Below are 26,230 nucleotides of genomic sequence, written 5' to 3'. Positions count from 1 at the left end.
TATTTTGGGGATTTAAAAGTTCCTTTACCTCGAAAAGTTAAATAACATCTTTATTATCTCTTTCATTAAGCATTAATATATTGGGTAAATAAAGTTTTTTCTAAATAAAACTTAATCTTTAAGATTTAAACATTTTTATTTTTTGTTCCACTACATTAAATATCTTTGAGCTTCATTCAAATAAAACTCATGGGATTAATTAAAGACATATACTCCGTTTCTTTTTACGAAAAATTTAGTCAGGCTGTCGCCGAAGTACATCCTTCATTTCACAAACAGAGATTCATCGATACCATTTACGAAGGTAACTTTACTCAAAAAGAATGGAAAGACCGAATGAAGCATACAACAGTTGTTCTACATCAGTTTATGCCTGAAAATTTCCCCGAAGCAGTTGCTCTAATTGACAAAATAATCGAAAACCTAAAGAAAAACAGTTTTACCGATGGCAATCTTGCTTTTATTTTTTTTGCAGATTATGTCGAAATGAACGGTTTAGATGATTTTGAAACTTCAGTAAAAGCTTTCGTTTCCATAACAAAGTTTATAAGCTGCGAATTTGCTGTTCGTCCTTTTATTTTAAAATATAAAGAAAAAATGATTGACGAAATGATAAAATGGTCTCTACATGACAATCCCCATGTACGCCGATTAGCAAGTGAAGGTTCACGACCAAGATTACCATGGGCAATGGCAATTCATTTTCTGAAAAAAGATCCAACTTCTATTCTTCCTATTTTAGAAAATTTAAAAAATGATCCTTCAGAATATGTTCGCAGAAGTGTTGCCAATAATTTGAACGATATTGCAAAAGATAATCCGGGAATCGTACTTCAAATCGCTTCAAGATGGAAAAATCATAGTAGAGAAACTGATGGAATCATCAAACATGGTTGCCGAACTTTATTGAAACAAGGACATCCTGAAATTTTAAGTCATTACGGCTTAGAAAGTATGAATATTGAACTTTCTTCTTTAGAAATCAAAACACCTGTTGTAAAAATTGGAGATTATCTGCAATTTCATTTCGAAATAAACAACAAAAATGAAGAAGCTAAGACTGTTCGTTTAGAATATGCGGTTTATTACAAAAAAGCAAAAGGACATCTGGCAAAGAAAGTGTTTAAAATCAGTGAAAAAAATTATCAACCAAACCAACTAATAAAAATTGAAAGAAACCAGTCTTTTAAACTAATTACGACCCGTGTTTTTCATACTGGAATTCATCACTTATCGATTATAATTAATGGAACGGAGAGTGAAGTTTTAGAATTTGAACTGATTAATTAAAAACACATTTCACAACTTAGTATAAATTGATTTGTTACAATTTGTATAGTTCAATGTCTTTTATTTCTTATTTTTATAAATAGAAATCTATAATAACTTTTCTTAATCTAAATTAAGTTACACACTCGTACCACTGCTGTAATTTTGCTTTCAAATAAAATCAACTATGTCAAATATCAGTTTAATTATCGAGGAACGTGCTGCCAACATTGGCAATTTTATGGTAGGCAGATTATTACCTTTCCGTGAAAAAAGAGCCGTTGGACCATTTGTATTTATCGATCATATGGGACCTGCTCATTTAAATCAATACCAAAATATGGATGTTCCGCCGCATCCGCATATTGGACTTTCTACACTCACTTTTTTGTTTGAAGGAAGCATTATGCATCGCGATAGTTTAGGAACTGAATTAGAAATAAAACCAGGTGCCGTAAACTGGATGACAGCAGGAAAAGGTATTGTTCATTCTGAGAGAACTCCCGAACATCTAAGACATTCAGACAAAATGCTTCACGGATTGCAAATTTGGGTGGCACTTCCGAAAGAACTGGAACAGATGGATCCTAATTTCACTCACGTTGAGGCTCAGGATATTCCTGCCTGGGAAGAAAATGGCATTTCATATAAACTGATTGCCGGTGAAGCTTTCGGAAAAAAATCTCCTGTTCCTGTTTACAGTCCTTTATATTTTATCGAAATTAAAAGCAAAGAAGCTCAAAAAATCAATATCGGAAAAGATTTATTCGGCGAAAGTGGTTTGTATATTTTAGAAGGGAGCATTACAAGCGGTGGACACGTTTACGATCCAAAACAAATTTTGATTACAAATGACAGTACGCTTTGTGAATTTGAAATTGCAGCCAATTCAACTGTATATATTTTTGGTGGACAACCTTTTCCTGAAGAACATTTTATCTTTTGGAATTTCGTATCTTCTGATAAAAACCTTATCGAGAAAGCCAAACAAGACTGGACAGCACAGACTTTCCCAAAAGTTCCGGGAGAAACGGAATTTGTCCCATTACCAGAACCAATAATTAAATAACTATGGAAACATTATCAGCAAAAATAGATACACGATTGTATCGCACCGAAATAACATCAGCCAGCGGAAATATTGTAATCGCAGACGAACCACAGGAAGCTGGAGGGAAAAATTTAGGTTTTAGTCCGTCTGAACTTTTGGCTTCTGCTTTAGCTTCCTGTACTTTAATCACTTTACGAATGTATATCAACAGAAAACAATGGAATGTTTCGGAAATAGATATCAAAGTAGATTTAGAAAAAGACAGCGAACAAAATATTTCTTTATTCACCCGGAAAATTGAAATAACAGGAGAGATTGATGAAAGCCAAAGACAAAAACTGCATATAATTGCTGATAAGTGTCCAATTCACAAAACACTTACCAACACTATTAACATACAAACAACTATAATTTAATTATCATGGAAATTAAACAAATAAACGATATCAAAAGAGGCTATTTTGAAGCTATAGAAGACGACAAACAAGCTGGAAAAATGACCTATACCTGGGCGGGAGATGCAAAATTCATCATTGACCATACTGAAGTAAATGAAGAATTTAACGGAAAAGGTGTTGGCAAAAAACTAGTTATGGCGGCTGTAGACTACGCCAGAAATAATGGCCTGAAAATTATTCCGCTTTGTCCTTTTGCAAAAAGTGTTTTTGACAAAACAGAAGATATTCATGATGTATTATTCCGTTAAGTATTAAGCCCCAAGAAAATAGTTATTTCAAGAGGTAGATCAAACTCGTTCTCAAAAAATATCAATTGTCTTTTGTAAACAGTTTCAATCAAATAGTGATTTCCTCTAAAATAGGTTCTTCTTACTTTAACTTCCAAATCAGAATGCTCAACCATAATTAACTGATGCGGATAAACTAACAATTTTTCAGTTTCATCTTCGGAAAGTCGTAATAAGTGAGTAGGAATCTCGTTAACTTCTCCAAAAAGAGAAGCTACGTATTTCGAAGATGGATTTGTATAAATTTCTGCAGGATTTCCTTTGGTGATAATTTCTCCATTACGCATAACAATAGCTTCATTGGCAAATGATAAAGCATCTGTACTGTCATGTGTAGCAATAATACAGGTAATTTTTTTCTGCTTTAAATACCGGAACAAATTTCGGCGTAAAGCATTTTTTCTAAAAGCATCAATCTGGCTAAAAGGTTCATCAAGCAAAATTACTTCAGGTTCTAATGCCAAAACACGAACTAATGCTACTCTTTGCTGCTGTCCGCCACTTAAAAATTTTGCTTTAACATTTGAAAACTGCTCCATCTCAACCATTTCCAAAAGCTCCTGAACACGCAGCTTTTTCATATTGGCAAAACCATTAGAAAGAAACTTCCCTACGTTTTCAGCTACCGTTTCATAAGGTGATAAATCGAAATCCTGTGCCAGATATTTCATGTAAGGCATTCCAGGTATTAAGTTATATTTTGGACCTAAAACTGGTTTCTCCTCGTAAAAAATTTTTCCTTCATCCAGATCATACAGTCCATATATAAGTTTTAAAAGCGTACTTTTTCCACAGCCACTTTCACCAATAATAGCAATGTTTTGACCTTTATTTATGCTAAAAGAAACGTTTTTTATAACGGGTTTATCGGTATACGAAAATGAAATATTTTGAATGTCAAGCATGTGTTCTAATTGAGAGTTCAAATTTACAATGTTTAATTTCGAAAGGCAAAAAAAAGCTGCTTCAATTAAGAAACAGCTTTTAATAAATTTTATTGTAATTTAATTATTTTCCAGCCTGCGCTTTAGCTTCATTGACCATTTTATCATTTGCAGTAATTGCAAACTCAACACGACGGTTTTGAGATCTTCCTTCAACAGTTTCATTAGATGCAATTGGATCAGCAATTCCTAAACCTGATGTTTTAAAACGGCTTGATTGTAATCCTTTTGAAACTAAATAAGCTTTTACAGATGCAGCTCTTTGTCCTGAAAGAGTTAAATTATATTCTGGTTTACCAGTATTGTCCGTATATCCAAAAATTTGAATATCAGTATCTCCGTACTCATTAAATACCGGAACTAATTTATCTAAGTTTGCTTTTGCCTGTGAAGTCAAAGTTGATTTATTGGTATCAAAGCGAACAGCATTTTCGTTAAGAGTTAAGTGAATACCTTCACCTACACGTTCTACATCAGCACCTGGCAAAGCCTGATCAATTTCACGAGCCTGCTTGTCCATTTTATTTCCAATAAGTGCTCCCGTACCTCCACCAACAGCAGCTCCAATTGCAGCTCCCAGAGCAGCGTTTCCTCCTTTACCTAAATTATTTCCTAATACAGCTCCAATTACACCTCCTGCAACGGCACCAATTCCGGCTCCCTTTTGAGTATTATTAGCATTTTTAACTGAATCGCAGCTTGCAAATAAACTAACTAATATAAGTAAGCTGCTCAATCCTAAAACTGTTATCTTTTTCATCTTTTTTATTCTTCTTTAAAATTAATTAGCTCTTTGAAATTGGTAAGTGACATCTTTAGATTGTCCACCAACATTAATTGTATCGATCAACTGAAATGAATTATCAGTTAATCCTGCCACTTTTAGCAAATATCCTGTTCTTACATTTTTTGATTTTGTTCCCGGATCAACAATTTTCAACACAAAAAATCCCTGATTATTAATACTCCAGACAATTGGAGAAGTAAATGCTGTACAACTCGGAGAATTCAATGTCATTGTACCTTTATTATTGTTCGAAATAAAATTCCAGGTACTACCAATAAAACATTTAGAATCTGCAAGATCAAAAGAATTTACTTTAATGTAATCAGATCCGGCATAAGAAACATTTGTAAGTACCCAATTTCCTTTGATAGCAACTTGAGTTGGTCTGTCAAGTTTCTTTGAAAGTTCTGTTGCTTCTGTAGAAGCATTAGTTGATGAAGCTGATTTACACGCAAATAAGATCGTGGACATCATGCAAATGAAAATAAATTTCTTCATTTTGTAGAATTATTTAAGTTATTACTTACACATTTAACAATTATTGTATCACAAAGATACAATTCATGAAAATATATTCAGTTCCAAAATCCGATTATTTTCTTTCAAAATTAACACATGCGACATTTTGTCACTATACAAAAATTGGTATTTAATTTGAATAAGTGAAAATCATCTAATTAAACTAAAAAATTAAAAAATATGACAACAGGTAAAATTAATGTTTCTGTAGAAAACATCTTTCCCTTAATCAAAAAGTTCTTATATAGCGATCACGAAATCTTTTTACGTGAGCTGGTATCGAATGGTACAGATGCTACTTTAAAATTAAAACACCTGATTAGCATTGGGGAAGCAAAAGTAGAGTACGGAAATCCAATTATTGAAGTTAAAGTGGACAAAGAAGGTAAAAAAATCCACATTATTGATCAAGGTTTAGGAATGACTGCTGATGAAGTTGAAAAATACATCAATCAGGTAGCTTTCTCTGGTGCTGAGGAATTTTTAGATAAATATAAAGACTCTGCGAAAGATTCCGGAATCATCGGACATTTTGGTCTTGGCTTCTACTCTGCTTTTATGGTGGCTGAAAAAGTTGAAATCATTACAAAATCGTATAAAGATGAACCAGCTGCACACTGGACTTGTGACGGAAGCCCCGAATTTACTTTAGAACCAGCTGACAAAACTACACGTGGTACTGAAATTATTTTGCATATTGCAGAAGATTCTTTAGAATTCTTAGAAGATTCAAAAATCAGTGGTTTATTGAATAAATACAACAAGTTCATGCCTATTCCGATTAAATTTGGAACAAGAACAGAAACACTTCCAAAACCAGAAGATGCCCCTGAAGATTACGTTAATGAAACAGTTGAAACTGACAACATCATTAATAATCCAAATCCTGCCTGGACAAAACAACCTTCTGAATTATCTGATGAAGATTACAAAAACTTCTACAGAGAATTATATCCAATGCAATTTGAAGAACCATTATTTAACATTCACTTAAATGTAGATTATCCATTTAACTTAACAGGGATTTTATACTTTCCTAAATTAGGTTCTGATATGCAAATTCAGAAAGATAAAATTCAATTGTACCAAAATCAGGTTTACGTTACCGACAATATTGAAGGAATTGTACCTGAATTTTTAACTATGTTAAAAGGAGTTATCGATTCTCCGGATATTCCATTGAATGTCTCTCGCTCAGGATTACAAGCTGATGGTGCAGTAAAGAAAATTTCAAATTATATTACTCGTAAAGTTGCCGATAAATTAAAAGCATTATTTAATGAAAACCGATCTGATTTTGAGCAAAAATGGAACGATATCAAAATTGTTTTAGAGTATGGAATGCTATCTGAGGATAAATTCTATGAAAAGGCTGGTGCATTTGTATTGTACCCAACTGTAGATGACACCTATTTTACTCTTGAAGAATTAAAAGAAAAGATAAAAGAAAATCAAACAGATAAAGACGGGAAACTGGTAGTTCTATATGCAGGAAATAAAGATGCTCAGCACTCTTATATTCAAACAGCAAAAGAAAAGGGATATGAAGTATTACTTTTAGATTCTCCGATTATTTCACACTTAATTCAAAAAATAGAAGGTGACAACAGAGGTTTAACTTTCGTTCGTGTAGATTCTGATCACATTGATAACCTAATCAAAAAAGACGAAAACAAAATTTCTAAATTATCTGATGAAGAAAAAGAAACTTTGAAAACTTCATTAGAAGCTTACATTCCAAAAGCATACTCTGTTCAATTAGAAGCGATGGACAGCCAGGCAGCACCATTTATTATCACACAGCCAGAATTTATGCGCAGAATGAAAGAAATGAGCCAGTCTGGTGGTGGCGGAATGTTTGGAATGGGTAACATGCCGGAAATGTACAATTTAGTGGTAAACACTAACTCTGATTTAGCTTCGAACATTTTAAATACTGAAGATAAATTAACTCAGGAAAATTTGGTCAAACAAGCTTTAGATCTTGCCAAATTATCTCAAAACTTATTAAAAGGAGAAGAACTTACAGCTTTTGTAAAAAGAAGTTTTGATTTAATTAAATAAACATATTTAAATCATAATAATTATAAACCTGCAAACTTACATTTGCAGGTTTTTTTATTTTAAAAAATGTGTATTATAAATTTTTAATATCGGCCTATACAAAAGCTTTTTTAATAATATCTAAGATTATTTAGACATTACTATTTGATTTGAACTTTTTAGTATCTATATTTTCATGACTTTTCCCTACGGTCTGCACGTTTTACCTTTTGCTTTTAAATTGAAAAAGCAAAAGAATGCCGCTTTCATCCCTAACGCGTGATCTGGATAACCAAGAGACTTTGATATTTAAAACAGTTATCTCCTCCAATAAAAAAGCGCAATTACTTAATTATAGTAATTGCGCTTTTTTGGTTTTGTACTCAGAGCGGGACTTGAACCCGCACGGACATTGCTGTCCACTGGATTTTAAGTCCAGCGTGTCTACCAATTTCACCATCCGAGCATTTTGTGGTACCTCCAGGGATCGAACCAGGGACACATGGATTTTCAGTCCATTGCTCTACCATCTGAGCTAAGGTACCTCATTTTAAACAAAAAACCCTATTCTTATTCAGAATAGGGTTTTCAAAAGAAAGGCGACGACATACTCTCCCACAAAACTGCAGTACCATCTGCGCAGGCGGGCTTAACTTCTCTGTTCGGAATGGGAAGAGGTGAGCCCCGCCGCAATAACCACCTTAAGGTCGTTTGTTGCTTTGGCAACTTTTTTAATTGACAATTGATAATTAACAACTGATAATTAAAAACAATATCTTAACATACTGAGATAAAGAAAAGTATTTTTGTATTAGAAAGTTTCTCCCCGAGCCTTGCGGCTCGGGAAAAGGGTGTACATAAGCTTACGGATTATTAGTACTACTCGACTATGACATTACTGCCTTTACATCTATAGCCTATCAACGTGGTCATCTTCCACGATCCTTAAAAGAAATCTCATCTTGTGGTGGGTTTCGCGCTTATATGCTTTCAGCGCTTATCCCTTCCCAACGTAGCTACTCTGCGGTGCCCCTGGCGGGACAACAGATACACTAGAGGTTAGTCCAATTCGGTCCTCTCGTACTAGAATCAGATCCACTCAAATTTCTAACGCCCACAGTAGATAGAGACCGAACTGTCTCACGACGTTCTGAACCCAGCTCGCGTGCCACTTTAATGGGCGAACAGCCCAACCCTTGGGACCTTCTCCAGCCCCAGGATGTGACGAGCCGACATCGAGGTGCCAAACCCCCCGTCGATATGAGCTCTTGGGGGAGATCAGCCTGTTATCCCCGGCGTACCTTTTATCCTTTGAGCGATGGCCCTTCCATGCGGAACCACCGGATCACTATGCTCTACTTTCGTACCTGATCGACCTGTATGTCTCTCAGTCAAGCTCCCTTATGCCATTGCACTCTACGCACGGTTACCAAGCGTACTGAGGGAACCTTTAGAAGCCTCCGTTACTCTTTTGGAGGCGACCACCCCAGTCAAACTACCCACCAAGCACTGTCCCCCGCAATACGGGGTTAGGCCTCAGATAAACAAAGGGTTGTATTTCAACAATGACTCCACAACGCCTGGCGACGCCACTTCATAGTCTCCAACCTATCCTACACATCATTTATCCAAGGTCAATACTAAGCTATAGTAAAGGTGCACAGGGTCTTTTCGTCCCACTGCGGGTAAACGGCATCTTCACCGTTACTACAATTTCACCGAGCTCATGGCTGAGACAGTGTCCAGATCGTTACACCATTCGTGCAGGTCGGAACTTACCCGACAAGGAATTTCGCTACCTTAGGACCGTTATAGTTACGGCCGCCGTTTACTGGGGCTTCAATTCAATGCTTCTCCGAAGATAACATCTCCTCTTAACCTTCCAGCACCGGGCAGGTGTCAGGCCCTATACTTCATCTTACGATTTTGCAGAGCCCTGTGTTTTTGATAAACAGTCGCCTGGACCTCTTCACTGCGGCCCCGATTGCTCGGGGCGACCCTTCTCCCGAAGTTACGGGTCTATTTTGCCTAATTCCTTAGCCATGAATCTCTCGAGCACCTTAGGATTCTCTCCTCAACTACCTGTGTCGGTTTACGGTACTGGTACTAATTACCTGAAGTTTAGAGGTTTTTCTTGGAAGCCCTTAGGCGCACTATCTCTTTGTCCGAAGACTCCGAGTACTATCGTATTTCACCATTCCCTACGGATTTGCCTATAGGAAATATAGCTAGGTACTTTAACGAACTATTCCGTCAGTTCGCGGCGCTTTCATCACTCCGTCACCCCATCACAGTAATTAGTAGTACGGGAATATTAACCCGTTGGCCATCGACTGTCCCTTTCGGGTTCGCCTTAGGACCAGACTAACCCACAGCTGATTAGCATAGCTGTGGAAACCTTAGTTTTTCGGTGTGCGGGTTTCTCGCCCGCATTATCGTTACTTATGCCTACATTTTCTTTTCCAGCCAGTCCAGCATACCTTACGATACACCTTCAACCCTGCTGGAATGCTCCCCTACCACTTGCAGTAAACTGCAAATCCATAGCTTCGGTAATATGCTTATGCCCGATTATTATCCATGCTCGTCCGCTCGACTAGTGAGCTGTTACGCACTCTTTAAATGAATGGCTGCTTCCAAGCCAACATCCTAGCTGTCTGGGCAGACAAACCTCGTTCTTTCAACTTAGCATATATTTGGGGACCTTAGCTGATGGTCTGGGTTCTTTCCCTCTCGGACTTGGACCTTAGCACCCAAGCCCTCACTGCTGTAAAACATTATATAGCATTCGGAGTTTGTCAGGAATTGGTAGGCGGTGAAGCCCCCGCATCCAATCAGTAGCTCTACCTCTATATAACTATTATCAGCGCTGCACCTAAATGCATTTCGGGGAGTACGAGCTATTTCCGAGTTTGATTGGCCTTTCACCCCTACCCACAGGTCATCCGAAGACTTTTCAACGTCAACCGGTTCGGTCCTCCACTGTGTGTTACCACAGCTTCAACCTGCCCATGGGTAGATCACACGGTTTCGCGTCTAACACTACTGACTAAAGCGCCCTATTCAGACTCGCTTTCGCTACGGATCCGTGGCTTAACCACTTAACCTTGCCAGCAACGTTAACTCGTAGGCTCATTATGCAAAAGGCACGCCGTCACCCCACAAAAGGGCTCCGACCGCTTGTAAGCGTATGGTTTCAGGATCTATTTCACTCCGTTATTCACGGTTCTTTTCACCTTTCCCTCACGGTACTGGTTCACTATCGGTCTCTCAGGAGTATTTAGCCTTAGCGGATGGTCCCGCCAAATTCAGACAGGGTTTCACGTGCCCCGCCCTACTCAGGATACCACTATCTATTATACTTGTTACCCATACGGGGCTATCACCCTCTATGGCGTCACTTTCCAGTAACTTCCGGTTCCGTGTACATAAAATATCGTGGTCCTACAACCCCAATCATGCCGTAACAAAATTGGTTTGGGCTAATCCGCGTTCGCTCGCCACTACTTACGGAATCACTTTTGTTTTCTTCTCCTCCGCCTACTTAGATGTTTCAGTTCAGCGGGTTTGCCCACCTATCGGTGTACTATGTCTTCAACATAGTGGGTTGCCCCATTCGGGTATCTGCGGATCAAATGGTGTGTGCCCATACCCGCAGCTTTTCGCAGCTTATCACGCCCTTCATCGCCTCTGAGAGCCTAGGCATCCCCCATACGCCCTTATTTTGCTTATTGTACCAATCATTCACTTAAGAATGACCGTTTTTTTTGTCTTTTGTTTTTTTGTATTACTACAGAAAACAAAAAACGCTTTCTACTTTTTAAATTTTTCTTATCTCAATATGTCAATGAACTTTAACAATTAATAATTATCAATTGATAATTGTCAATTATTTCGTGGAGAATAACGGAGTCGAACCGTTGACCTCCTGCGTGCAAGGCAGGCGCTCTAGCCAGCTGAGCTAATCCCCCATTTTTTAGTTGTCAGTTAACAGTTTTTAGTTAACAGTACTTAAAACGGTTACTCAACCTCTAAAATTTCCTTTTTTAAGTTAAAATAGTAGTCCCGGGCAGACTCGAACTGCCGACCCCTACATTATCAGTGTAGTACTCTAACCAGCTGAGCTACGAGACTCTGTTTTTACTTAATTTTCATTATTTTTTAAATTAACAGCAAGAGTAATTGAACCTTACGATTCAGAACTTTCAAAATAATCATCTTTTATCCCCAACGTGTGTCTCCACTAACATATGAGGCTCTAGAAAGGAGGTGTTCCAGCCGCACCTTCCGGTACGGCTACCTTGTTACGACTTAGCCCTAGTTACCAGTTTTACCCTAGGCAGCTCCTTGCGGTCACCGACTTCAGGCACCCCCAGCTTCCATGGCTTGACGGGCGGTGTGTACAAGGCCCGGGAACGTATTCACCGGATCATGGCTGATATCCGATTACTAGCGATTCCAGCTTCACGGAGTCGAGTTGCAGACTCCGATCCGAACTGTGACCGGCTTTATAGATTCGCTCCTGGTCGCCCAGTGGCTGCTCTCTGTACCGGCCATTGTAGCACGTGTGTAGCCCAAGGCGTAAGGGCCGTGATGATTTGACGTCATCCCCACCTTCCTCACAGTTTGCACTGGCAGTCTTGTTAGAGTTCCCGACACTACTCGCTGGCAACTAACAACAGGGGTTGCGCTCGTTATAGGACTTAACCTGACACCTCACGGCACGAGCTGACGACAACCATGCAGCACCTTGTAAACTGTCTTGCGAAAGATCTGTTTCCAAATCGGTCAGTCTGCATTTAAGCCTTGGTAAGGTTCCTCGCGTATCATCGAATTAAACCACATGCTCCACCGCTTGTGCGGGCCCCCGTCAATTCCTTTGAGTTTCAAACTTGCGTTCGTACTCCCCAGGTGGGATACTTATCACTTTCGCTTAGCCACTGAAGTTGCCCCCAACAGCTAGTATCCATCGTTTACGGCGTGGACTACCAGGGTATCTAATCCTGTTCGCTACCCACGCTTTCGTCCATCAGCGTCAATCCATTAGTAGTAACCTGCCTTCGCAATTGGTATTCCATGTAATCTCTAAGCATTTCACCGCTACACTACATATTCTAGTTACTTCCTAATAATTCAAGTTCAGCAGTATCAATGGCCGTTCCACCGTTGAGCGATGGGCTTTCACCACTGACTTACTAAACCGCCTACGGACCCTTTAAACCCAATGATTCCGGATAACGCTTGGATCCTCCGTATTACCGCGGCTGCTGGCACGGAGTTAGCCGATCCTTATTCTTACGATACCGTCAAGCTGATTCACGAATCAGTGTTTCTTCTCGTATAAAAGCAGTTTACAATCCATAGGACCGTCATCCTGCACGCGGCATGGCTGGATCAGGCTTGCGCCCATTGTCCAATATTCCTCACTGCTGCCTCCCGTAGGAGTCTGGTCCGTGTCTCAGTACCAGTGTGGGGGATCTCCCTCTCAGGACCCCTACCCATCGTAGCCATGGTAAGCCGTTACCTTACCATCTAGCTAATGGGACGCATGCTCATCTTTTACCGTTGTGACTTTAATAGTGTGTTGATGCCAACTCACTATACTATGGGGTATTAATCCAAATTTCTCTGGGCTATCCCCCTGTAAAAGGTAGATTGCATACGCGTTACGCACCCGTGCGCCGGTCTCTCCCGCCCGAAAGCGGGATACCCCTCGACTTGCATGTGTTAAGCCTGCCGCTAGCGTTCATCCTGAGCCAGGATCAAACTCTTCATCGTATATTGTAAATATTATATTGCGACGAATATCTATCGGTTCTTTTTCGAATCTCTCGATTCCATTACTCTTATTCTTTTGTTCTAACATCTCTGTTAAAACGGCTGTCAATTCAATATGTCTACGAACGTAATTTCTTTGTCTTTCCGCTTGTCTCTCAAAGCGGGTGCAAAACTAAAACTTCTTTTTGTTTCCTGCAAGAAAAATTTAAAAAAAATTGAAACTTTTTTTTCGTCTCCGTTTTCCATTTTTTTTCTCCCAATCTCTCAATGAACTTTCCCTGTTTTGCGGGGTGCAAATGTAAAAAGCATTTTCAAATCTCACAAGCTTTTTTGAATCTTTTTTTTGAAAATTTCTTCTCTTTTAATTCTTATTACCTGTCAGTATTTCAGTGAACGACTTCGTTGTTGCGGGTGCAAAAGTACCACCTTTATTTACATTTACAACCCTTTTCTTTATATTTTTTCCATCTTTTTTAAAACTTTTTCTTAACTAACTCATAACAGCTTGGTTACAATTTAAACTTTTTTTACAAAATGTAAGTTTTTTCCTTTCACTAACTCGCTTTTCGTATTTTTAGCAGCTTTGGGTTTAACCATTTTACAGAGTTTACAGCTTTTTCATCCCTTTTTCTGAAGAAATTTCAAGTTTCAAAGTTTCTTTTTATGTCGCTTTTAATCCCAAAAACTACTAAGACCCCTGGTTTTAACTTCTCTTTCTTCTGAAAAGCCATATCCTAGCCCCGATAGAAGTGAAAATCCTTTTGCTTTTTTCTTTAAAAAGAAAAAGATTGAAGCGCATAGCGGGAAATAGCTACTAATATGAATCAATAATCCAACTCTTAAACTTATACCATTATATATATATGTATAAAAAAAACAATCCTGATAGTATTAAGTAACTATCGGAATTGTTTTTTAGTAAATATTCAAGATCTTATTTCCTGCCTTCATTAATTGTTTGTACAAAAGCTTCAACAGGCTGTGCTCCTGAGACAGCATATTTTCTATCAAAAACAAAAAACGGCACACCCTGTACTCCAATTTGATGTGCTTCAGCAATATCATTTTGCAGATTATTCAAAAACACACTCTCATTTTCTATTACTTTACGAACTTCATTTTTATCTAAACCTGCCTGAATCCCTAAATCTATTAAAGTCGAAGCATCATTTAAATCTTTTCCTTCAGTGAAATATGCTTTAAAGAAAACCTCTTCCATTTCATCACCGAGTTTCCTGGTCTTTGCTAAATGTATAATCCGATGAGCTGTTAGTGAATTCGAAACAATTACTTTCTCAAAATGATAATCTAAACCAGCATTTTTTGCACGTTCAACAACCGCTTTATGCAATTCTTTTGACTGCTCAACTGAAATACCTTTACGTTCAGCTAAAAAAGTATAAATATCCTTGTCCTTCTGAGGAGTTATTGACGGATCGAGTTGAAAACTTTTCCATTCAATTTCAAACTCCTCATTTGGAAATTCCGCTAAAGCCTTTTCTAATTGTCTTTTTCCTATATAACAAAACGGACACATGATATCCGACCAAATTTCTATTTTCATATTGCAAAGTTAGGAAAATTTGTTTCAGGTTTAAAGTTTCAGGTTTCACGTTGAATACTTTGTGTAAAGTTTGACCACAAAGCAATCCAAGTTTTTTCTCAGCTTATATTTAAAAACGCAAAGTTCGCATAGCTTTATTTAAATCTTAGCACTTTACGATTAGCCTAACACCTAATTTGAAACGTAAAACAAAATAAAAAACCGCAACTCTTATTAAGAATTGCGGTTTCTAGGTATAAAAAATGGTTGGTTAATAGCGATATTTTTTTTTACAATGATAAATCTTTAATTTGAAACTAAAAAATACCCCTGTAACAAAAAGCTATTCTGATGTTAACTATTTAACATTACAGGCATTACCAACATTGTAACAGTTTCTCCCTCTTCCAAACCATCAACCGGAGTTAAGATTCCGGCTCTGTTAGGCAATGACATTTCTAACATAATCATATCTGATTGTAGGTTAGTCAGCATTTCTGTTAAAAAACGTGAATTGAAACCAATTTGAAGATCATCACCCTGATAATCGCAAGTTAATCTTTCCTCAGCTTTGTTTGAATAATCAATATCTTCAGCAGAAACATTTAATTCAGCTCCAGCGATTTTTAAACGAATTTGATGCGTAGTTTTATTTGAGAAAATCGCGACACGCTTAACAGAACTCAAAAATAAAGAACGGTCAATCATTAATCTGTTTGGATTTTCTTTTGGGATCACCGCTTCGTAATTTGGATACTTCCCATCAATTAAACGGCACATCAAAATATAATTATCAAATGAGAAAGTTGCATTTGAATCGTTATATTCAATTTTTACTTCTGCATCAGAACTTCCAAGAATACTTTTTAAAATATTCAAAGGTTTTTTAGGCATAATAAAATCTGCAACCTGAGATGCTTTTACATCCGTACGTGCATATTTCACCAATTTATGAGCATCTGTAGCAACGAAAGTTAATCCTTCAGGTGAAAACTGGAAGAAAACTCCAGACATTACCGGGCGTAAATCATCATTACCAGCTGCGAAAATAGTTTTACTTACCGCAGTAGCCAATACATCTGCTGGAACAATAGTCACAGATGGGTCATCAAGATTTACTGATTTAGGAAATTCTTCTCCGGCAGCATACGCTAATGCATACTTTCCTGAATTAGAACTAATTTCCACTGTGTTATTATCTTCAACTGTAAAGGCTAAAGGCTGCTCAGGAAATGTTTTTAAAATTTCAAGTAAAAGTTTTGCTGGAACAGCTACACTTCCCTTACTCTTAGAATCGATTGATAATGTTGCTGACATTGTAGTTTCAAGATCTGAAGCAGAAACTGTCAACTCATCATTATTAAGTTCAAATAAGAAGTTGTCCAAAATAGGCAACGTATTGTTACTGTTAATTACACTACCTAAAACTTGTAATTGTTTTAATAAGTAAGAACTCGATACTATAAATTTCATCTGTTTGTTTTTAATTTTTGAGCCTATTTATTGGTTATTTAAACTTTAAAAATAAGGATTACAAATATATCGTAAACAATCTTAGTTTTACAATTTTTTTATTAACATCTATTTGCTGTATTTTCTTTTTCGGATATAGGTAAACAGAAGGCCGAAAACCAACAAAACTAAGATTGGAAGTCCGATAGTTATGAATTGCGTCTGGGTATAATTTTCATAAACTTTCTCTTTATCCAATAAAGGCAAATCTAAATCCTTACTTCTAATGTTAATAAGTCCGGTATCATCCAGCAAATAATTGATACAGTTCATTACAAAATCTTTGTTGTCGTATAAATTCCCTGAGCGCTGGTCGTAACCCAATTCCACTGGCATTCTGTTTTTATCCAATTGATTTCTAGCCAAATCACCATCAGAAACAACAATCATTTTAGTAGGTTTTCCTTTTGCTAAAAATGAATTTTCTTTGAAAGCCAAAACACGATTTTCAAAAACCGAATGAAAACTTCCTTCTAGTAAAACCGACATTGGTACATTTCCTTTATTAAGATAATCCTTCGGAGAAGTCTGCTCTGAAACAATGCCTAAATTGACTTCAAACGGCGTTCCTATTTTTTGGAATAAGGTGATGACTGCAATAAAACAGTTTTCTTAATTCCGTTTTTCAATGTATCTATTGGGCTGGCAAAGTCAAATTTGATTCCGCCTAAATTTTTCACAATCGGATGTTTGCTTTCAGGCGAAACAAGCGGGGCAAATTTCCAAATAAAATCCTGATATTGTGTTGCACTTCCTTGTTCTCCGGTTGCTAATTTTATTGGACTTCCCTGTTCGTCTTTTACCAAATCAGGATTGATTCTGAATCCGTATTTAAAGAACATATCATTCAGATTCAAATCCCTTGGATAAGCCAGCGTTGCCCCTGCCTGATTGTAAAGGCTGTCCATATCTGCAGCCACCTGATCAATAAGCCACAATGATTTTCCACCATTCATGATAAACTGATCTAAAACCTGTTTTTCCTCATCAGAAAAAGCTTCAGTAGGTTTTGCTATAATTGCTAAATCATATTTCTTTAAAGCGTTTAAACTTCCATTAGGATCTTTACCCACAGAGTCAAGCGTAAAAGGCCCTATGTAATAACTTTCACGAATTTGCATCAACATTTTGGCAATATGAATTTCATTCATTTCCCCATTCCCTTTAATGATCGCGACTTTCTTTTGCTTGTCTTTAGTAATTTTATTGATCGCATCCGCTATTGAGTATTCTAAATGCTGAATTGAACCTATTACTTTTTGCGTAGTAGAAGCCCCCATTCTATTCTTCAATAAGGGAATATTTATTTCCCGGTTGTTATAGACTGCAACTGCCCATGGAAAAACCATTGCCTGAGACTGTTTTCCCTTGTCATCAACCGTAATATTTACCGGAATTAAACCTTTTTGAAAAAGTGATTTTGTTAACGCTTCGCTTTCATCTTTATTTTCTAAAGGATTTACAAATTCAAAGACAATATTAGAATTATAGGCTTGAAACTCTTCTAACAACTGTCTTGTTTCTTGCTGCAAACGTCTGAAATCAGCTGGCAAATCACCTTCCATATAAATCTTTACAGATAAAGGATTTTTCACCTGTTTTACAATTTGCAAGGAAGTTTCAGACAATGTATATCTTTTGTCCTTTGTTAAATCAAATCGATAAAAAAACAAAGAGCCTAACATATTCAGGACAACTAAAACAAAAATTGTGATCCATAACGTCTTGATATTTATTTGAGCAGATGGTTTCATTAGGCTTTAAAAGATTTTAATTGATAAACTGTAAACGACAAAAACAGAAGTGTAATACTTAAAAAGTAAATTACATCGCGGGTATCAATTACTCCCCTGCTCATACTTTTAAAATGGTCCTGCATTCCTAAAACCGAAATAAAACCAGAAAATCCAGGAATCAGAGAAGCCAGCCCGTCAAAACCGTAATAAAAGAAAAAACATAAAAAAACAGAAACGATAAAGGCCACAATTTGATTTTCTGAAAGTGTTGAAGTAAAAATTCCAATAGCTGAATAAGCTGCTATCAGAAATAACAACCCGAAGTAAGAACCAATTGTACTTCCCATATCGATGTTTCCTTCAGGGAAGCCCAGATTTGAAATTACTTTTACATATATAAATGTTGGGATTATTGCCAGGATAATCAAAAATGCAGCACCTAAAAATTTTCCGTTTACAATTTCCCAAATTGATAATGGTTTAGTCAGCAGCAATTCCAGTGTTCCCTGTTTTTTTCATCAGAAAAACTTCTCATTGTTACTGCCGGAATAAGGAAAATTAGAATCCAGGGTGCCAGACTGAAAAATGGAGTCAAATCTGCATAACCCGTATTTAGAATATTATAATCTCCTTCAAAAACCCATAAAAACAGCCCGTTGCTGATTAAGAAAATAGCAATGACCAAATAGCCTATTGGAGAACCAAAAAAGGATTTTATTTCCCGTAAAATGATTGATTTCATGTAAAAACGTTTAATCGTTTGATTTTGTTATTTGCTTTGGCATTATAACCAAAGGCATTACAAGCGCGCAAAAGTACCAAAATTGATTCTTCTTTTTTAGAAAAAAAATAAAATTCCAATGAATATGTTTCGAATGTTTATCAGGATTCGAATACATTCCAATTTTAATTTATCATTTAGACTTTAAGATTCTTAGAAAAACTGTATTGTAATCACATCTCTGTAATTCAGTCCTAATAAACTATTTGCTGAACCAACTTTTGAAGGATTGCTTCTAAAAATAGCTATTTCCAGGAAACCGGCTTCATTAAAAATAGCCAGTTTTTCGCCTTCGTATGTTTTTATCGGATACTTATCCGAAGTAGCAATGGCAGAATAATTGGGTAAAATCGTTTTGATACTTTTAGGATTCATAACAATTTCGTAAGAACGTCCTTTGGCAACCTCCAAAAATTGCCTTTTAGAAATATTAGTCACTACGTTTCCAAAATGGTCAATGTAAATAACATACCCTTTAAGTGAATTGCCATCGTTTGAAACTACTGCCTGCAATTCGTTTATTTCTTTAATCTCTGTGATTTCTTTTCCAATAACATTTAACAACCCACCTTTGGCAATATGACAGGCTACTTGTATAAAAACATCCAAGTCAGTATAATCGGCAGGAAAACGATCATGGATATTAATTTCGACAATTTTCTGCGGCACAATCTTTTGCGTAAGCATACTTAAAATCCCGTTGTCAGCACAAATAAAGTAGTGATCATTCCACTGCATGGCGATATGCTGATTCTCTTTATTTAATTCAATATCAACACCAATTAAATGAACAGTTCCTTTAGGAAAACTCAGATAGGACGCACCAATAATATAACTTGCTTCAGCAGTGTTGAATGGATCAATATCGTGTGAAATGTCTATGATTTTTGCTTCCGGAATTTCAGAAAGAATTTTACCCTTCAACGAACCAACAAAGTGGTCTTTCAAGCCATAATCGGTAGTAAGGGTAATTATTGACATATTTTTGTTTATAACTATTGGTAGTATTTAAATCTAATTTTCATTAAATTTGAGAAATGCAAAGCTAATAATACTTAATGCAAATTGAAAGAAAGAAAATGTAATTTGCCTTTAAAGATATAAACATACCCGACAGTAGATTTGCAAACAAATTTATTTTTAATTAAAAACTACCTCATTTGAACGAAAGAATAATTGAGCTAATAGACATCGCCCCTAAAGAATTTTGGGGCGCTCAGGACAGCCATTTGGAAATAATTAAAAAGTACTACCCAAAGCTTAAAATCGTAGCACGAGGGACCACTTTAAAGGCTTTTGGCGAAAAAGAAGTTTTAGATGAATTCGAAAAAAGATTTCAGAGGCTTATGCTTCATTTTACCCGATACAACAACATTGACGATAACGTAATTGAACGTGTGATTATGAGCGATGGTCAGGATGAAAGAAAATCATTAGATCATGACAAAATATTGGTTCATGGAGTTGGCGGTAAAATTATAAAAGCCATGACACCTAATCAGCAATTACTTGTTGATACAATCAAAAAAAATGATATGGTGTTTGCTATTGGTCCTGCAGGAACCGGAAAAACGTATACGGGTGTTGCAATGGCTGTAAAAATGCTGAAAGATAAAGAAGTCAAAAGAATCATCCTTACACGTCCGGCAGTCGAAGCAGGCGAAAACCTTGGTTTTTTACCCGGGGATATGAAGGAAAAACTCGATCCTTACATGCAGCCGCTTTATGATGCTTTGCGTGATATGCTTCCAAACGAAAAACTCGAAGATTACATTTTAAAAGGAATTATTCAGATTGCGCCTTTGGCATTTATGCGCGGACGTACATTAGATAATGCTTTTGTAATTCTGGATGAAGCACAAAACACCACTCACTCACAAATGAAAATGTTTCTGACCCGTATGGGGAAAAACGCAAAATTCATGATTACGGGAGACCCGGGACAGGTCGATTTGCCAAGAAGAACTATTTCCGGTCTGAAAGAAGCTATTTTGGTGCTGAAGGATATTGAAGGAATCGGAATTATTTATCTGGATGATAAAGACATTGTACGTCACAGACTGGTTAAAAAGGTTATTGATGCTTATAAGCAAATAGAGAATCACGATTAAATTTATTTTTTAGTGAAATGTTAAATGTAAATCGTGAATTGTGTTTTAACATTTATTAATATTCGTTTTGTACGTTTTCAAAAAAGGTGCAAAACGAATATTTTAAAAAAATTGAGAAGCCATCAGAAGATAAATTCCGATGGTTTCTCAAATAATACCAATTGTATTATGAACCTTACATTTGATTAAGGAACTAAAAACTTAATTGTTTTTACCCCCTCCACAGATTCAACTTTACCAATATAAATTCCTTTTGTTTTTGGCAATTCTACATTTGAATCATTGCTTATGCTGGTTGATTTAAGCACTTGTTTTCCGTTTAAATCATAGATTTTGATCTTACTGTTTTCCGGTGCATTTTCTATCTTCATAAAGCCATCTTTTACCATCCATTTTAATTGGCTTTTTGAAAAATCATCAGTCCCCAGGCTAGTTGCAGGAAGAGCAACTCCATGAATTCTTACATCCGAAAGACAAATTCTTTTTCCGGTAGTAGTCGAAACAGTATTGTACCATGGATAAACACGGACTTTTAATGTTTTTCCATAAGGAATTTTAAGTACCGGAATTTTTGAAACAGCATACATCGTGTTTGAGGTCATACTCGTCAACTCTCCAACAACAGATGTGGTTACAAAATCATCAGTAGAATACGAAATGCGGCATCTCATACCGTTTCCTCCTGCTGCACCAACATATAGGCTTATTAAATCAACATTTAATTCTGTTCCTGCAGCAGGAGAAATTCCGAACTGAGTATAACGTGTTGACACCTCATCAATTTCTCCGGCAGGCCAACTGCCTCCTGGTGGTTCATTCCTTTGAGTTTTTCTTGTTGTGTCATAACCGCTTCCCGCCGGCCATGTCGTGCTTGCAGTTTGAGAATTGGCAGGCGCTGCATAAGACTGAACTAACATACCTATATGTGACTGATCCAAAGCAATGGCTGGTCCTTGTAAAACATAAGTATCATTAGCAGTTAATCCCAAGATAAGGTTCACTTCAGTACCTCCAGTTAATGTAATGAAATTAGCTTTTAGCGGAACTGTTTTTGTTGCGCTTCCGTTTGTTACTGTAAGTGTACCTGTTTTATTACCTCCGACAGATTGTGTTGCTGAAATATAAAACTTTGTAAAAGCAAGATTTCCACCAGAATAGTTCATATTGATAGAAGAACTAAAAGTATCCGTTTTGTTTGCTGCAATTAAAAAACCATTATCTACAGAAAGAGTAAATGTTCCTGTAGCTGGTAAAAGGTCAAAACCTGTAATAGTTACTTCTTTCGTAAGCGTCTGACCGGTATATGCATCTCCAAAATCACAATTAGTCGGATTGATTAAAACATCTGTTGATGTATTGATATTAGATGCTAAAATATTTTGTTTAACCATTTCCTGAGCGCATAATCTTGCGGTTAGTGTCCCTAACAACGCTGTTGGATGTGTAGAATCTGCAGAAACGTAAAGCTGGGCAGTACTGGCAGCATCTCCATAAGATTCAACTAAGGTTTTGGTTAAGGTAGTCAAATCGATAAGCTGTACGCCTTTTTCTGTTGCAACTTCTTTCATAGCATAAGCGTAATCATAAGTATGATCTGTTGCCGGAAGGCTAAAGTCCGGGCCTAAATCATGAAGTCCTTTGCGTGTAATCGTGCCTCCGCTAAAATATTTTCTACACATAGACGTGGCCAAGATAGGAGTAGCATTCAAAGCACGCGTTTCATCAATATACTTTCTAAGATAATCTTTATAAGTTGTTTGCGGATTTGTACCTCTATAATCTGTTCCGTTAATAGGATTGGCAGGATCTGTACCGCCGTCAAGCCCTCCGTTTTTCTCGTCATTATGAGCAAACTGAATAATGACATAATCTCCGGCTTTTATCTGCTGCTTTACGGTTGTCCAATATGGTGCTTCCATATAAAAACTTTTACTGCTGGCGCCGTTTTTTGCACGATTATTAACTGTAACTCCTGAATTAAAAAACTGCTGAAACATCATTCCCCAGCCTCTTATATCTGAAGTACTTTCGTCATAATTTGCCATTGTAGAATCACCAATAGTGTGAAGCGTAATTTGTGCATTTACTGAAATGATGCTGCAAAAAACTAAGGCAACAACAAATAATTTTGATAATATTGATTTCATTTTTGGATTTTATTTTTATGTATATGAAAACATATACTTTGTGGTATTTTTTAATTGGATAAATTATAATCTTACCGTTGGGTAAATTAAAAAGGTTCTCGATACATTTTTTATTTCGTTTCTCTACACAAAAAATACTCGAACTGACGATTTAATAATTACATCCAACGGGGTAATCTTAGTTTTTATAAACTTTGACAGCTCCTTGTTTTCCGTTGATTTTATAACGAACAATGTAGATTCCGTTTTTCAGATTATTCAGATTTATTTCTGTAACGGCAGATTTTGTACGATAAACGCGTTGTCCTGCAAGATTGTAAACGTCAAGATCCTCAATAACACCGTTTACTTTCAACATACCATACTCCAGAAAAACATTTTCATCTAAACCCAGACTTCCCGAATTTACTGTAATTGATCCTGTGCCAGTAAGCAGTCCCGGATTTGTAATGGAATTGTATGTTCCGTTTACCAGCTGCGTTCCGTTTAGCGTAAATTTCTTAACTGAAACGTCAACGTTTACTACCGCTGAAGCAGAACCGGTTATATTCATATTTAATTCGTCTCCGGCACATTTTACATGATTGAAAATAGCTTTGTTATTGAAAGCCAGATTGATTATCCCTTTACCGAAAGCATTTTCAACAGTTCCGTTAATTGCAGCTGAACCTCCTGCATTTGCAGCAGCAAAAGTCAAATCCCAGATTCCTGTAAAATTGCTGTTATCTCCTCCTAATTTTACCGTTGCTGCACTTGCAAAATCCCTTATGTTGCGAACAATAATTTTACTGCTTCCTGAAAATGTTCCCGGTAAATCCATTGTGTTTCCTGCCACATTATTACTGCTCATAGTTAGGGAAACATCTCCCTCTAAAACAATTGGAGCATTCAGATAGAAACCTGTACCACTTGTTGCATATGTTATGATAGATCCCTGAGCCATTCTTACCGGGCCTAAACATTTGGAATCCTTAGTTTGTCTTAGACGGATTGTTCCTCCTGTTTTTACATACATATCACCTTCAAATGTGGTGAGTGTGGTTTCAATAGTGATACCAGTGTTCACATTCACTTTTTCACCTGCTTTTGGTAATAAAGCCGGAGAATATTTCGTTACATCATCCCAAAGTCCGCCTAAGAAACCAAATTCACTTGGTCTTCCGATAATTATTTTACCTGTTCCACTAATTGTGGATGCATTTGTAGCAGCTGTATAAATACCAACTGGCTGTAAGATACCATCAATATACCATTCATTAATTGTGATGTCCTGATTCAGAACAACAGAAGCTGTTCCTTCTGTATAAAGTGCTGTTTTTACATCAACTGCAGTGCTCAAATCAACAGTTAATTTTCCATTCTTTTTTACGGTTATTTTTGGTGATTTCCCTAATGAATTGGCAGTTTTAGCCTGAAGTTCGCCTGCCTGAATAACTAAATTTCCTGTGTAACCTGAATTATTACTATTGAACTGAACTTTTCCTGAACCGATTTTAGTTATCTGGTGGACACCGCTTATTATAGCTACCAGATTCAGGTTAGCAGAACTGTTAATTGTTACATCTCCTTTAGTCTTGATATTTCCTGATAAAGATACACTGGTAGTAGTGGAAATCGATGCCTGGTTAAGTGTAAGCAAGGTTGTAGAGCTGTTGGCCGAAACATCAATTGCTGCTCCGTTCAATAAATTCAAATCCGCATCAAAATTTCCGCCATTAGCACTTATTGTAAAATTTCCGTCAACATTTGCAGCTTCTGATGCGACCGGTACAGTATTTGGATTCCAGTTATCTGCTTCAAGCCATCCGGTATTCGCAGCACCACCATCCCAATTGTATACGGTTACAGTTGGAGATATAGCGGTAGGATCCCAATTGTCAGTACCTGCCAGTACAATTTTTGGCTCATATAAATTGGCTTCCGTCTGATCTGCCAAAGGTCGAATACCTACCCAGTTTGCTCTTCCGCTCATATCAGCACCCGGACCAGTATTCATCCACTCATACAATTTAAGTCTTGAGTCAGTATCGGCATAAGCCATATTCCATTTATCTCCCCAGCCCAGAGGATCGATTTCTGCGGGCATTATACAATAGAGCCACGTAACTTTTGGATATTGATGCCATGGACGTCCGAATTTAATTTTCATACCATCATCACCTAATCTTGGACTATTTGGCTGATATGTTAAATTACATTTATAAAATACAAAACCGTAAGTCTGAGACTCTTCACTTGAAGGCGCTGTTATCCATGCCCCACCGAAACTTCTAATCTCACATTCGTTAAAAACGCCAACTCCACGACCATAGATATAGTCGGTACGCCCCAGAATCATACAGGATTTGAAATAAGCCCGTGAAGTTTCGGCTGTCCAGAAGTAAATAGTATCCTGATAAGCCGCTATATCACAATTGACAAATACATTTCGGTCTGCACGAAGTGTAAGTGCCTGCGCCTGTCCTACTGGTCCGGCGGTATTTCGGATAGTTATGTTTTCTGCCCTGAAATCATTTGCCATAATAGTAAGTGTTGCTGCCGTTGCAACTAAATTTGTATTTGAAGACCAAAGTGCTACTTTAGCATCAGGACACAGACCATCACCTCCATCATTACAATTATAAATATCATAAGAGATGATCGTTTCTGTCCTGCTCTCTCCAATTAAGGTTAAATTAGTTTTATTGGCAGGAACTAATAGTTTTTCCTTGTCGTACAAACCTCTTTTTACATAAATAATAGTTGGTGTTCCGGCAGGTGCGGCATCAATTGCAGCCTGTATTGAAGTAAAATTTCCGGATCCATTAATATCTACTACAATATCCGGGCTAAAGCTCTGCGCAGTACCTGTATTAAAAAATAGAAGTCCTATAAACAGAAGGACAAAAAAGTCGAGTTTTTTCATAAAGTTAGATAGTTAGTTATTGGTTGTTTCGTAAAGTTCCTTACTAATTAATAAAATCCACCATTGATAACAGATTATATATTTTATTCATTGATAAAAAATCAATACTGTATTTTTAATGCCAATTTTTTAATTAATTAATACCTTGCATCAAAACTATTTTAATAAAAGAATAATTGGTTTCAAATTTTGGTCATTTACTTCCACTTTTTTATCATTAGCTGTGTTTGCTGGGGTTCTGATTGCCAATTTTTATTTTTAAAGTTATTTTTATGCGGTAATTAAATTGAAAAAGACTAATCAATCCAATAGTTTTTCTTTTAAATACAAACTAAACTTTACTACACCAAACTAAAACC

General features: G+C 36.8%; 14 protein-coding genes, 4 tRNA genes, 3 rRNA genes and 2 pseudogenes. 6 read left to right on the top strand and 17 right to left on the bottom strand.

All coding sequences use genetic code 11. The features are described 5' to 3' along the window. The first annotated feature begins 189 nt into the window (after window positions 1–189). From P5P89_RS15570 to P5P89_RS15555, 4 genes are all read left to right on the top strand, one after another. Window positions 190–1,290, top strand: coding sequence for a DNA alkylation repair protein (locus tag P5P89_RS15570; protein WP_278009157.1), 1,101 nt, complete (start codon window positions 190–192; stop codon window positions 1,288–1,290). Between the two features lie 166 nt (window positions 1,291–1,456). Beyond that, window positions 1,457–2,338 carry a pirin family protein gene (locus P5P89_RS15565; RefSeq protein ID WP_278009156.1) on the top strand — a complete coding sequence of 294 codons (882 nt, stop codon included), beginning with the start codon at window positions 1,457–1,459 and terminating at the stop codon, window positions 2,336–2,338. Between the two features lie 2 nt (window positions 2,339–2,340). Further along, complete coding sequence (locus tag P5P89_RS15560) at window positions 2,341–2,736, top strand: OsmC family protein (protein ID WP_278009155.1); 396 nt, start codon at window positions 2,341–2,343, stop codon at window positions 2,734–2,736. A 5-nt stretch (window positions 2,737–2,741) separates the two neighbouring features. Next, window positions 2,742–3,026, top strand: a complete 285-nt coding sequence (locus P5P89_RS15555) for a GNAT family N-acetyltransferase (RefSeq protein ID WP_278009154.1) — start codon at window positions 2,742–2,744, stop codon at window positions 3,024–3,026. Here the strand turns inward: P5P89_RS15555 and P5P89_RS15550 are convergent. The 3 genes from P5P89_RS15550 to P5P89_RS15540 all read right to left on the bottom strand — a co-directional run bounded on the left by P5P89_RS15550 (window position 3,023) and on the right by P5P89_RS15540 (window position 5,294). After that, complete coding sequence (locus tag P5P89_RS15550) at window positions 3,023–3,970, bottom strand: ABC transporter ATP-binding protein (protein ID WP_278012026.1); 948 nt, start codon at window positions 3,968–3,970, stop codon at window positions 3,023–3,025. The genes P5P89_RS15555 and P5P89_RS15550 overlap by 4 nt on opposite strands. A 103-nt stretch (window positions 3,971–4,073) precedes the next feature. Then, window positions 4,074–4,769 carry a YiaD family glycine zipper/OmpA-like lipoprotein gene (locus P5P89_RS15545; RefSeq protein ID WP_278009153.1) on the bottom strand — a complete coding sequence of 232 codons (696 nt, stop codon included), beginning with the start codon at window positions 4,767–4,769 and terminating at the stop codon, window positions 4,074–4,076. A gap of 21 nt (window positions 4,770–4,790) precedes the next feature. Further along, window positions 4,791–5,294, bottom strand: a complete 504-nt coding sequence (locus tag P5P89_RS15540) for a lipocalin family protein (RefSeq protein WP_278009152.1) — start codon at window positions 5,292–5,294, stop codon at window positions 4,791–4,793. Window positions 5,295–5,495: 201 nt separating this feature from the next. Here P5P89_RS15540 and htpG point away from each other — a divergent pair, with 201 nt between their 5' ends. Then, window positions 5,496–7,379, top strand: coding sequence for a molecular chaperone HtpG (gene htpG, locus P5P89_RS15535; protein WP_278009151.1), 1,884 nt, complete (start codon window positions 5,496–5,498; stop codon window positions 7,377–7,379). Window positions 7,380–7,738: 359 nt separating this feature from the next. On the opposite strand, the gene P5P89_RS15530 is transcribed toward htpG, so the two are convergent. From P5P89_RS15530 to P5P89_RS15475, 12 genes and pseudogenes are all read right to left on the bottom strand, one after another. Next, window positions 7,739–7,824: transfer RNA gene (locus P5P89_RS15530), tRNA-Leu, on the bottom strand. A gap of 6 nt (window positions 7,825–7,830) precedes the next feature. Continuing rightward, window positions 7,831–7,903 (bottom strand) — tRNA-Phe (locus tag P5P89_RS15525). Between the two features lie 49 nt (window positions 7,904–7,952). Continuing rightward, window positions 7,953–8,062, bottom strand: a 5S ribosomal RNA gene (gene rrf, locus P5P89_RS15520). Window positions 8,063–8,211: 149 nt separating this feature from the next. Continuing rightward, window positions 8,212–11,092, bottom strand: a 23S ribosomal RNA gene (locus P5P89_RS15515). Between the two features lie 163 nt (window positions 11,093–11,255). Next, window positions 11,256–11,329 (bottom strand) — tRNA-Ala (locus P5P89_RS15510). Window positions 11,330–11,418: 89 nt separating this feature from the next. Next, window positions 11,419–11,492: transfer RNA gene (locus tag P5P89_RS15505), tRNA-Ile, on the bottom strand. Window positions 11,493–11,620: 128 nt separating this feature from the next. Further along, window positions 11,621–13,136, bottom strand: a 16S ribosomal RNA gene (locus tag P5P89_RS15500). The 16S, 23S and 5S rRNA genes sit together here with 4 tRNA genes alongside, the layout of an rRNA operon. Window positions 13,137–14,070: 934 nt before the next feature. Then, window positions 14,071–14,700 carry a DsbA family oxidoreductase gene (locus tag P5P89_RS15495; RefSeq protein WP_278009150.1) on the bottom strand — a complete coding sequence of 210 codons (630 nt, stop codon included), beginning with the start codon at window positions 14,698–14,700 and terminating at the stop codon, window positions 14,071–14,073. A gap of 333 nt (window positions 14,701–15,033) precedes the next feature. After that, a complete protein-coding gene (gene dnaN / locus P5P89_RS15490; RefSeq protein WP_223680970.1) occupies window positions 15,034–16,152 on the bottom strand; it encodes a DNA polymerase III subunit beta in 1,119 nt (372 codons plus the stop codon). Between the two features lie 108 nt (window positions 16,153–16,260). Then, window positions 16,261–17,945: pseudogene (gldG, locus tag P5P89_RS15485) on the bottom strand (gliding motility-associated ABC transporter substrate-binding protein GldG). Beyond that, window positions 17,945–18,669, bottom strand: a pseudogene (gldF, locus tag P5P89_RS15480) (gliding motility-associated ABC transporter permease subunit GldF). The pseudogenes gldG and gldF overlap by 1 nt, the downstream one beginning before the upstream one ends. 192 nt (window positions 18,670–18,861) lie before the next feature. Next, window positions 18,862–19,689 (bottom strand): SAM hydrolase/SAM-dependent halogenase family protein, encoded by an 828-nt coding sequence (locus P5P89_RS15475; RefSeq protein WP_278009149.1) that lies wholly within the window; start codon window positions 19,687–19,689, stop codon window positions 18,862–18,864. Window positions 19,690–19,868: 179 nt separating this feature from the next. Between P5P89_RS15475 and P5P89_RS15470 the strand changes: the two genes are divergently transcribed. Next, entirely contained in the window at window positions 19,869–20,819 is a 951-nt protein-coding gene (locus tag P5P89_RS15470) for a PhoH family protein (RefSeq protein ID WP_223680978.1), read from the top strand. A 185-nt stretch (window positions 20,820–21,004) separates the two neighbouring features. On the opposite strand, the gene P5P89_RS15465 is transcribed toward P5P89_RS15470, so the two are convergent. Next, window positions 21,005–22,966, bottom strand: coding sequence for a GDSL-type esterase/lipase family protein (locus tag P5P89_RS15465; protein WP_278009148.1), 1,962 nt, complete (start codon window positions 22,964–22,966; stop codon window positions 21,005–21,007). 178 nt (window positions 22,967–23,144) lie between these two features. Next, on the bottom strand, window positions 23,145–25,871 hold the full coding sequence (locus P5P89_RS15460) for a pectinesterase family protein (RefSeq protein ID WP_278009147.1): 2,727 nt from the start codon (window positions 25,869–25,871) through the stop codon (window positions 23,145–23,147). Between the last annotated feature and the right edge of the window lie 359 nt (window positions 25,872–26,230).

Source organism: Flavobacterium gyeonganense (assembly GCF_029625295.1).
In the GTDB taxonomy this organism is placed as follows: Bacteria; Bacteroidota; Bacteroidia; order Flavobacteriales; family Flavobacteriaceae; genus Flavobacterium; species Flavobacterium gyeonganense.
This window is presented reverse-complemented; position numbering and strand designations above follow the sequence as displayed.

What these genes read in the sequence shown, in the direction of transcription:
- P5P89_RS15460 (WP_278009147.1), bottom strand. Translation starts at nt 25,871, where the DNA reads ATGAAAAAACTCGACTTTTTTGTCCTTCTGTTTATAGGACTTCTATTT.
- P5P89_RS15560 (WP_278009155.1), top strand. Translation starts at nt 2,341, where the DNA reads ATGGAAACATTATCAGCAAAAATAGATACACGATTGTATCGCACCGAA.
- P5P89_RS15545 (WP_278009153.1), bottom strand. Translation starts at nt 4,769, where the DNA reads ATGAAAAAGATAACAGTTTTAGGATTGAGCAGCTTACTTATATTAGTT.
- dnaN (WP_223680970.1), bottom strand. Translation starts at nt 16,152, where the DNA reads ATGAAATTTATAGTATCGAGTTCTTACTTATTAAAACAATTACAAGTT.
- P5P89_RS15540 (WP_278009152.1), bottom strand. Translation starts at nt 5,294, where the DNA reads ATGAAGAAATTTATTTTCATTTGCATGATGTCCACGATCTTATTTGCG.
- P5P89_RS15550 (WP_278012026.1), bottom strand. Translation starts at nt 3,970, where the DNA reads ATGCTTGACATTCAAAATATTTCATTTTCGTATACCGATAAACCCGTT.
- P5P89_RS15570 (WP_278009157.1), top strand. Translation starts at nt 190, where the DNA reads ATGGGATTAATTAAAGACATATACTCCGTTTCTTTTTACGAAAAATTT.
- P5P89_RS15475 (WP_278009149.1), bottom strand. Translation starts at nt 19,689, where the DNA reads ATGTCAATAATTACCCTTACTACCGATTATGGCTTGAAAGACCACTTT.
- htpG (WP_278009151.1), top strand. Translation starts at nt 5,496, where the DNA reads ATGACAACAGGTAAAATTAATGTTTCTGTAGAAAACATCTTTCCCTTA.
- P5P89_RS15495 (WP_278009150.1), bottom strand. Translation starts at nt 14,700, where the DNA reads ATGAAAATAGAAATTTGGTCGGATATCATGTGTCCGTTTTGTTATATA.
- P5P89_RS15465 (WP_278009148.1), bottom strand. Translation starts at nt 22,966, where the DNA reads ATGAAATCAATATTATCAAAATTATTTGTTGTTGCCTTAGTTTTTTGC.
- P5P89_RS15565 (WP_278009156.1), top strand. Translation starts at nt 1,457, where the DNA reads ATGTCAAATATCAGTTTAATTATCGAGGAACGTGCTGCCAACATTGGC.
- P5P89_RS15555 (WP_278009154.1), top strand. Translation starts at nt 2,742, where the DNA reads ATGGAAATTAAACAAATAAACGATATCAAAAGAGGCTATTTTGAAGCT.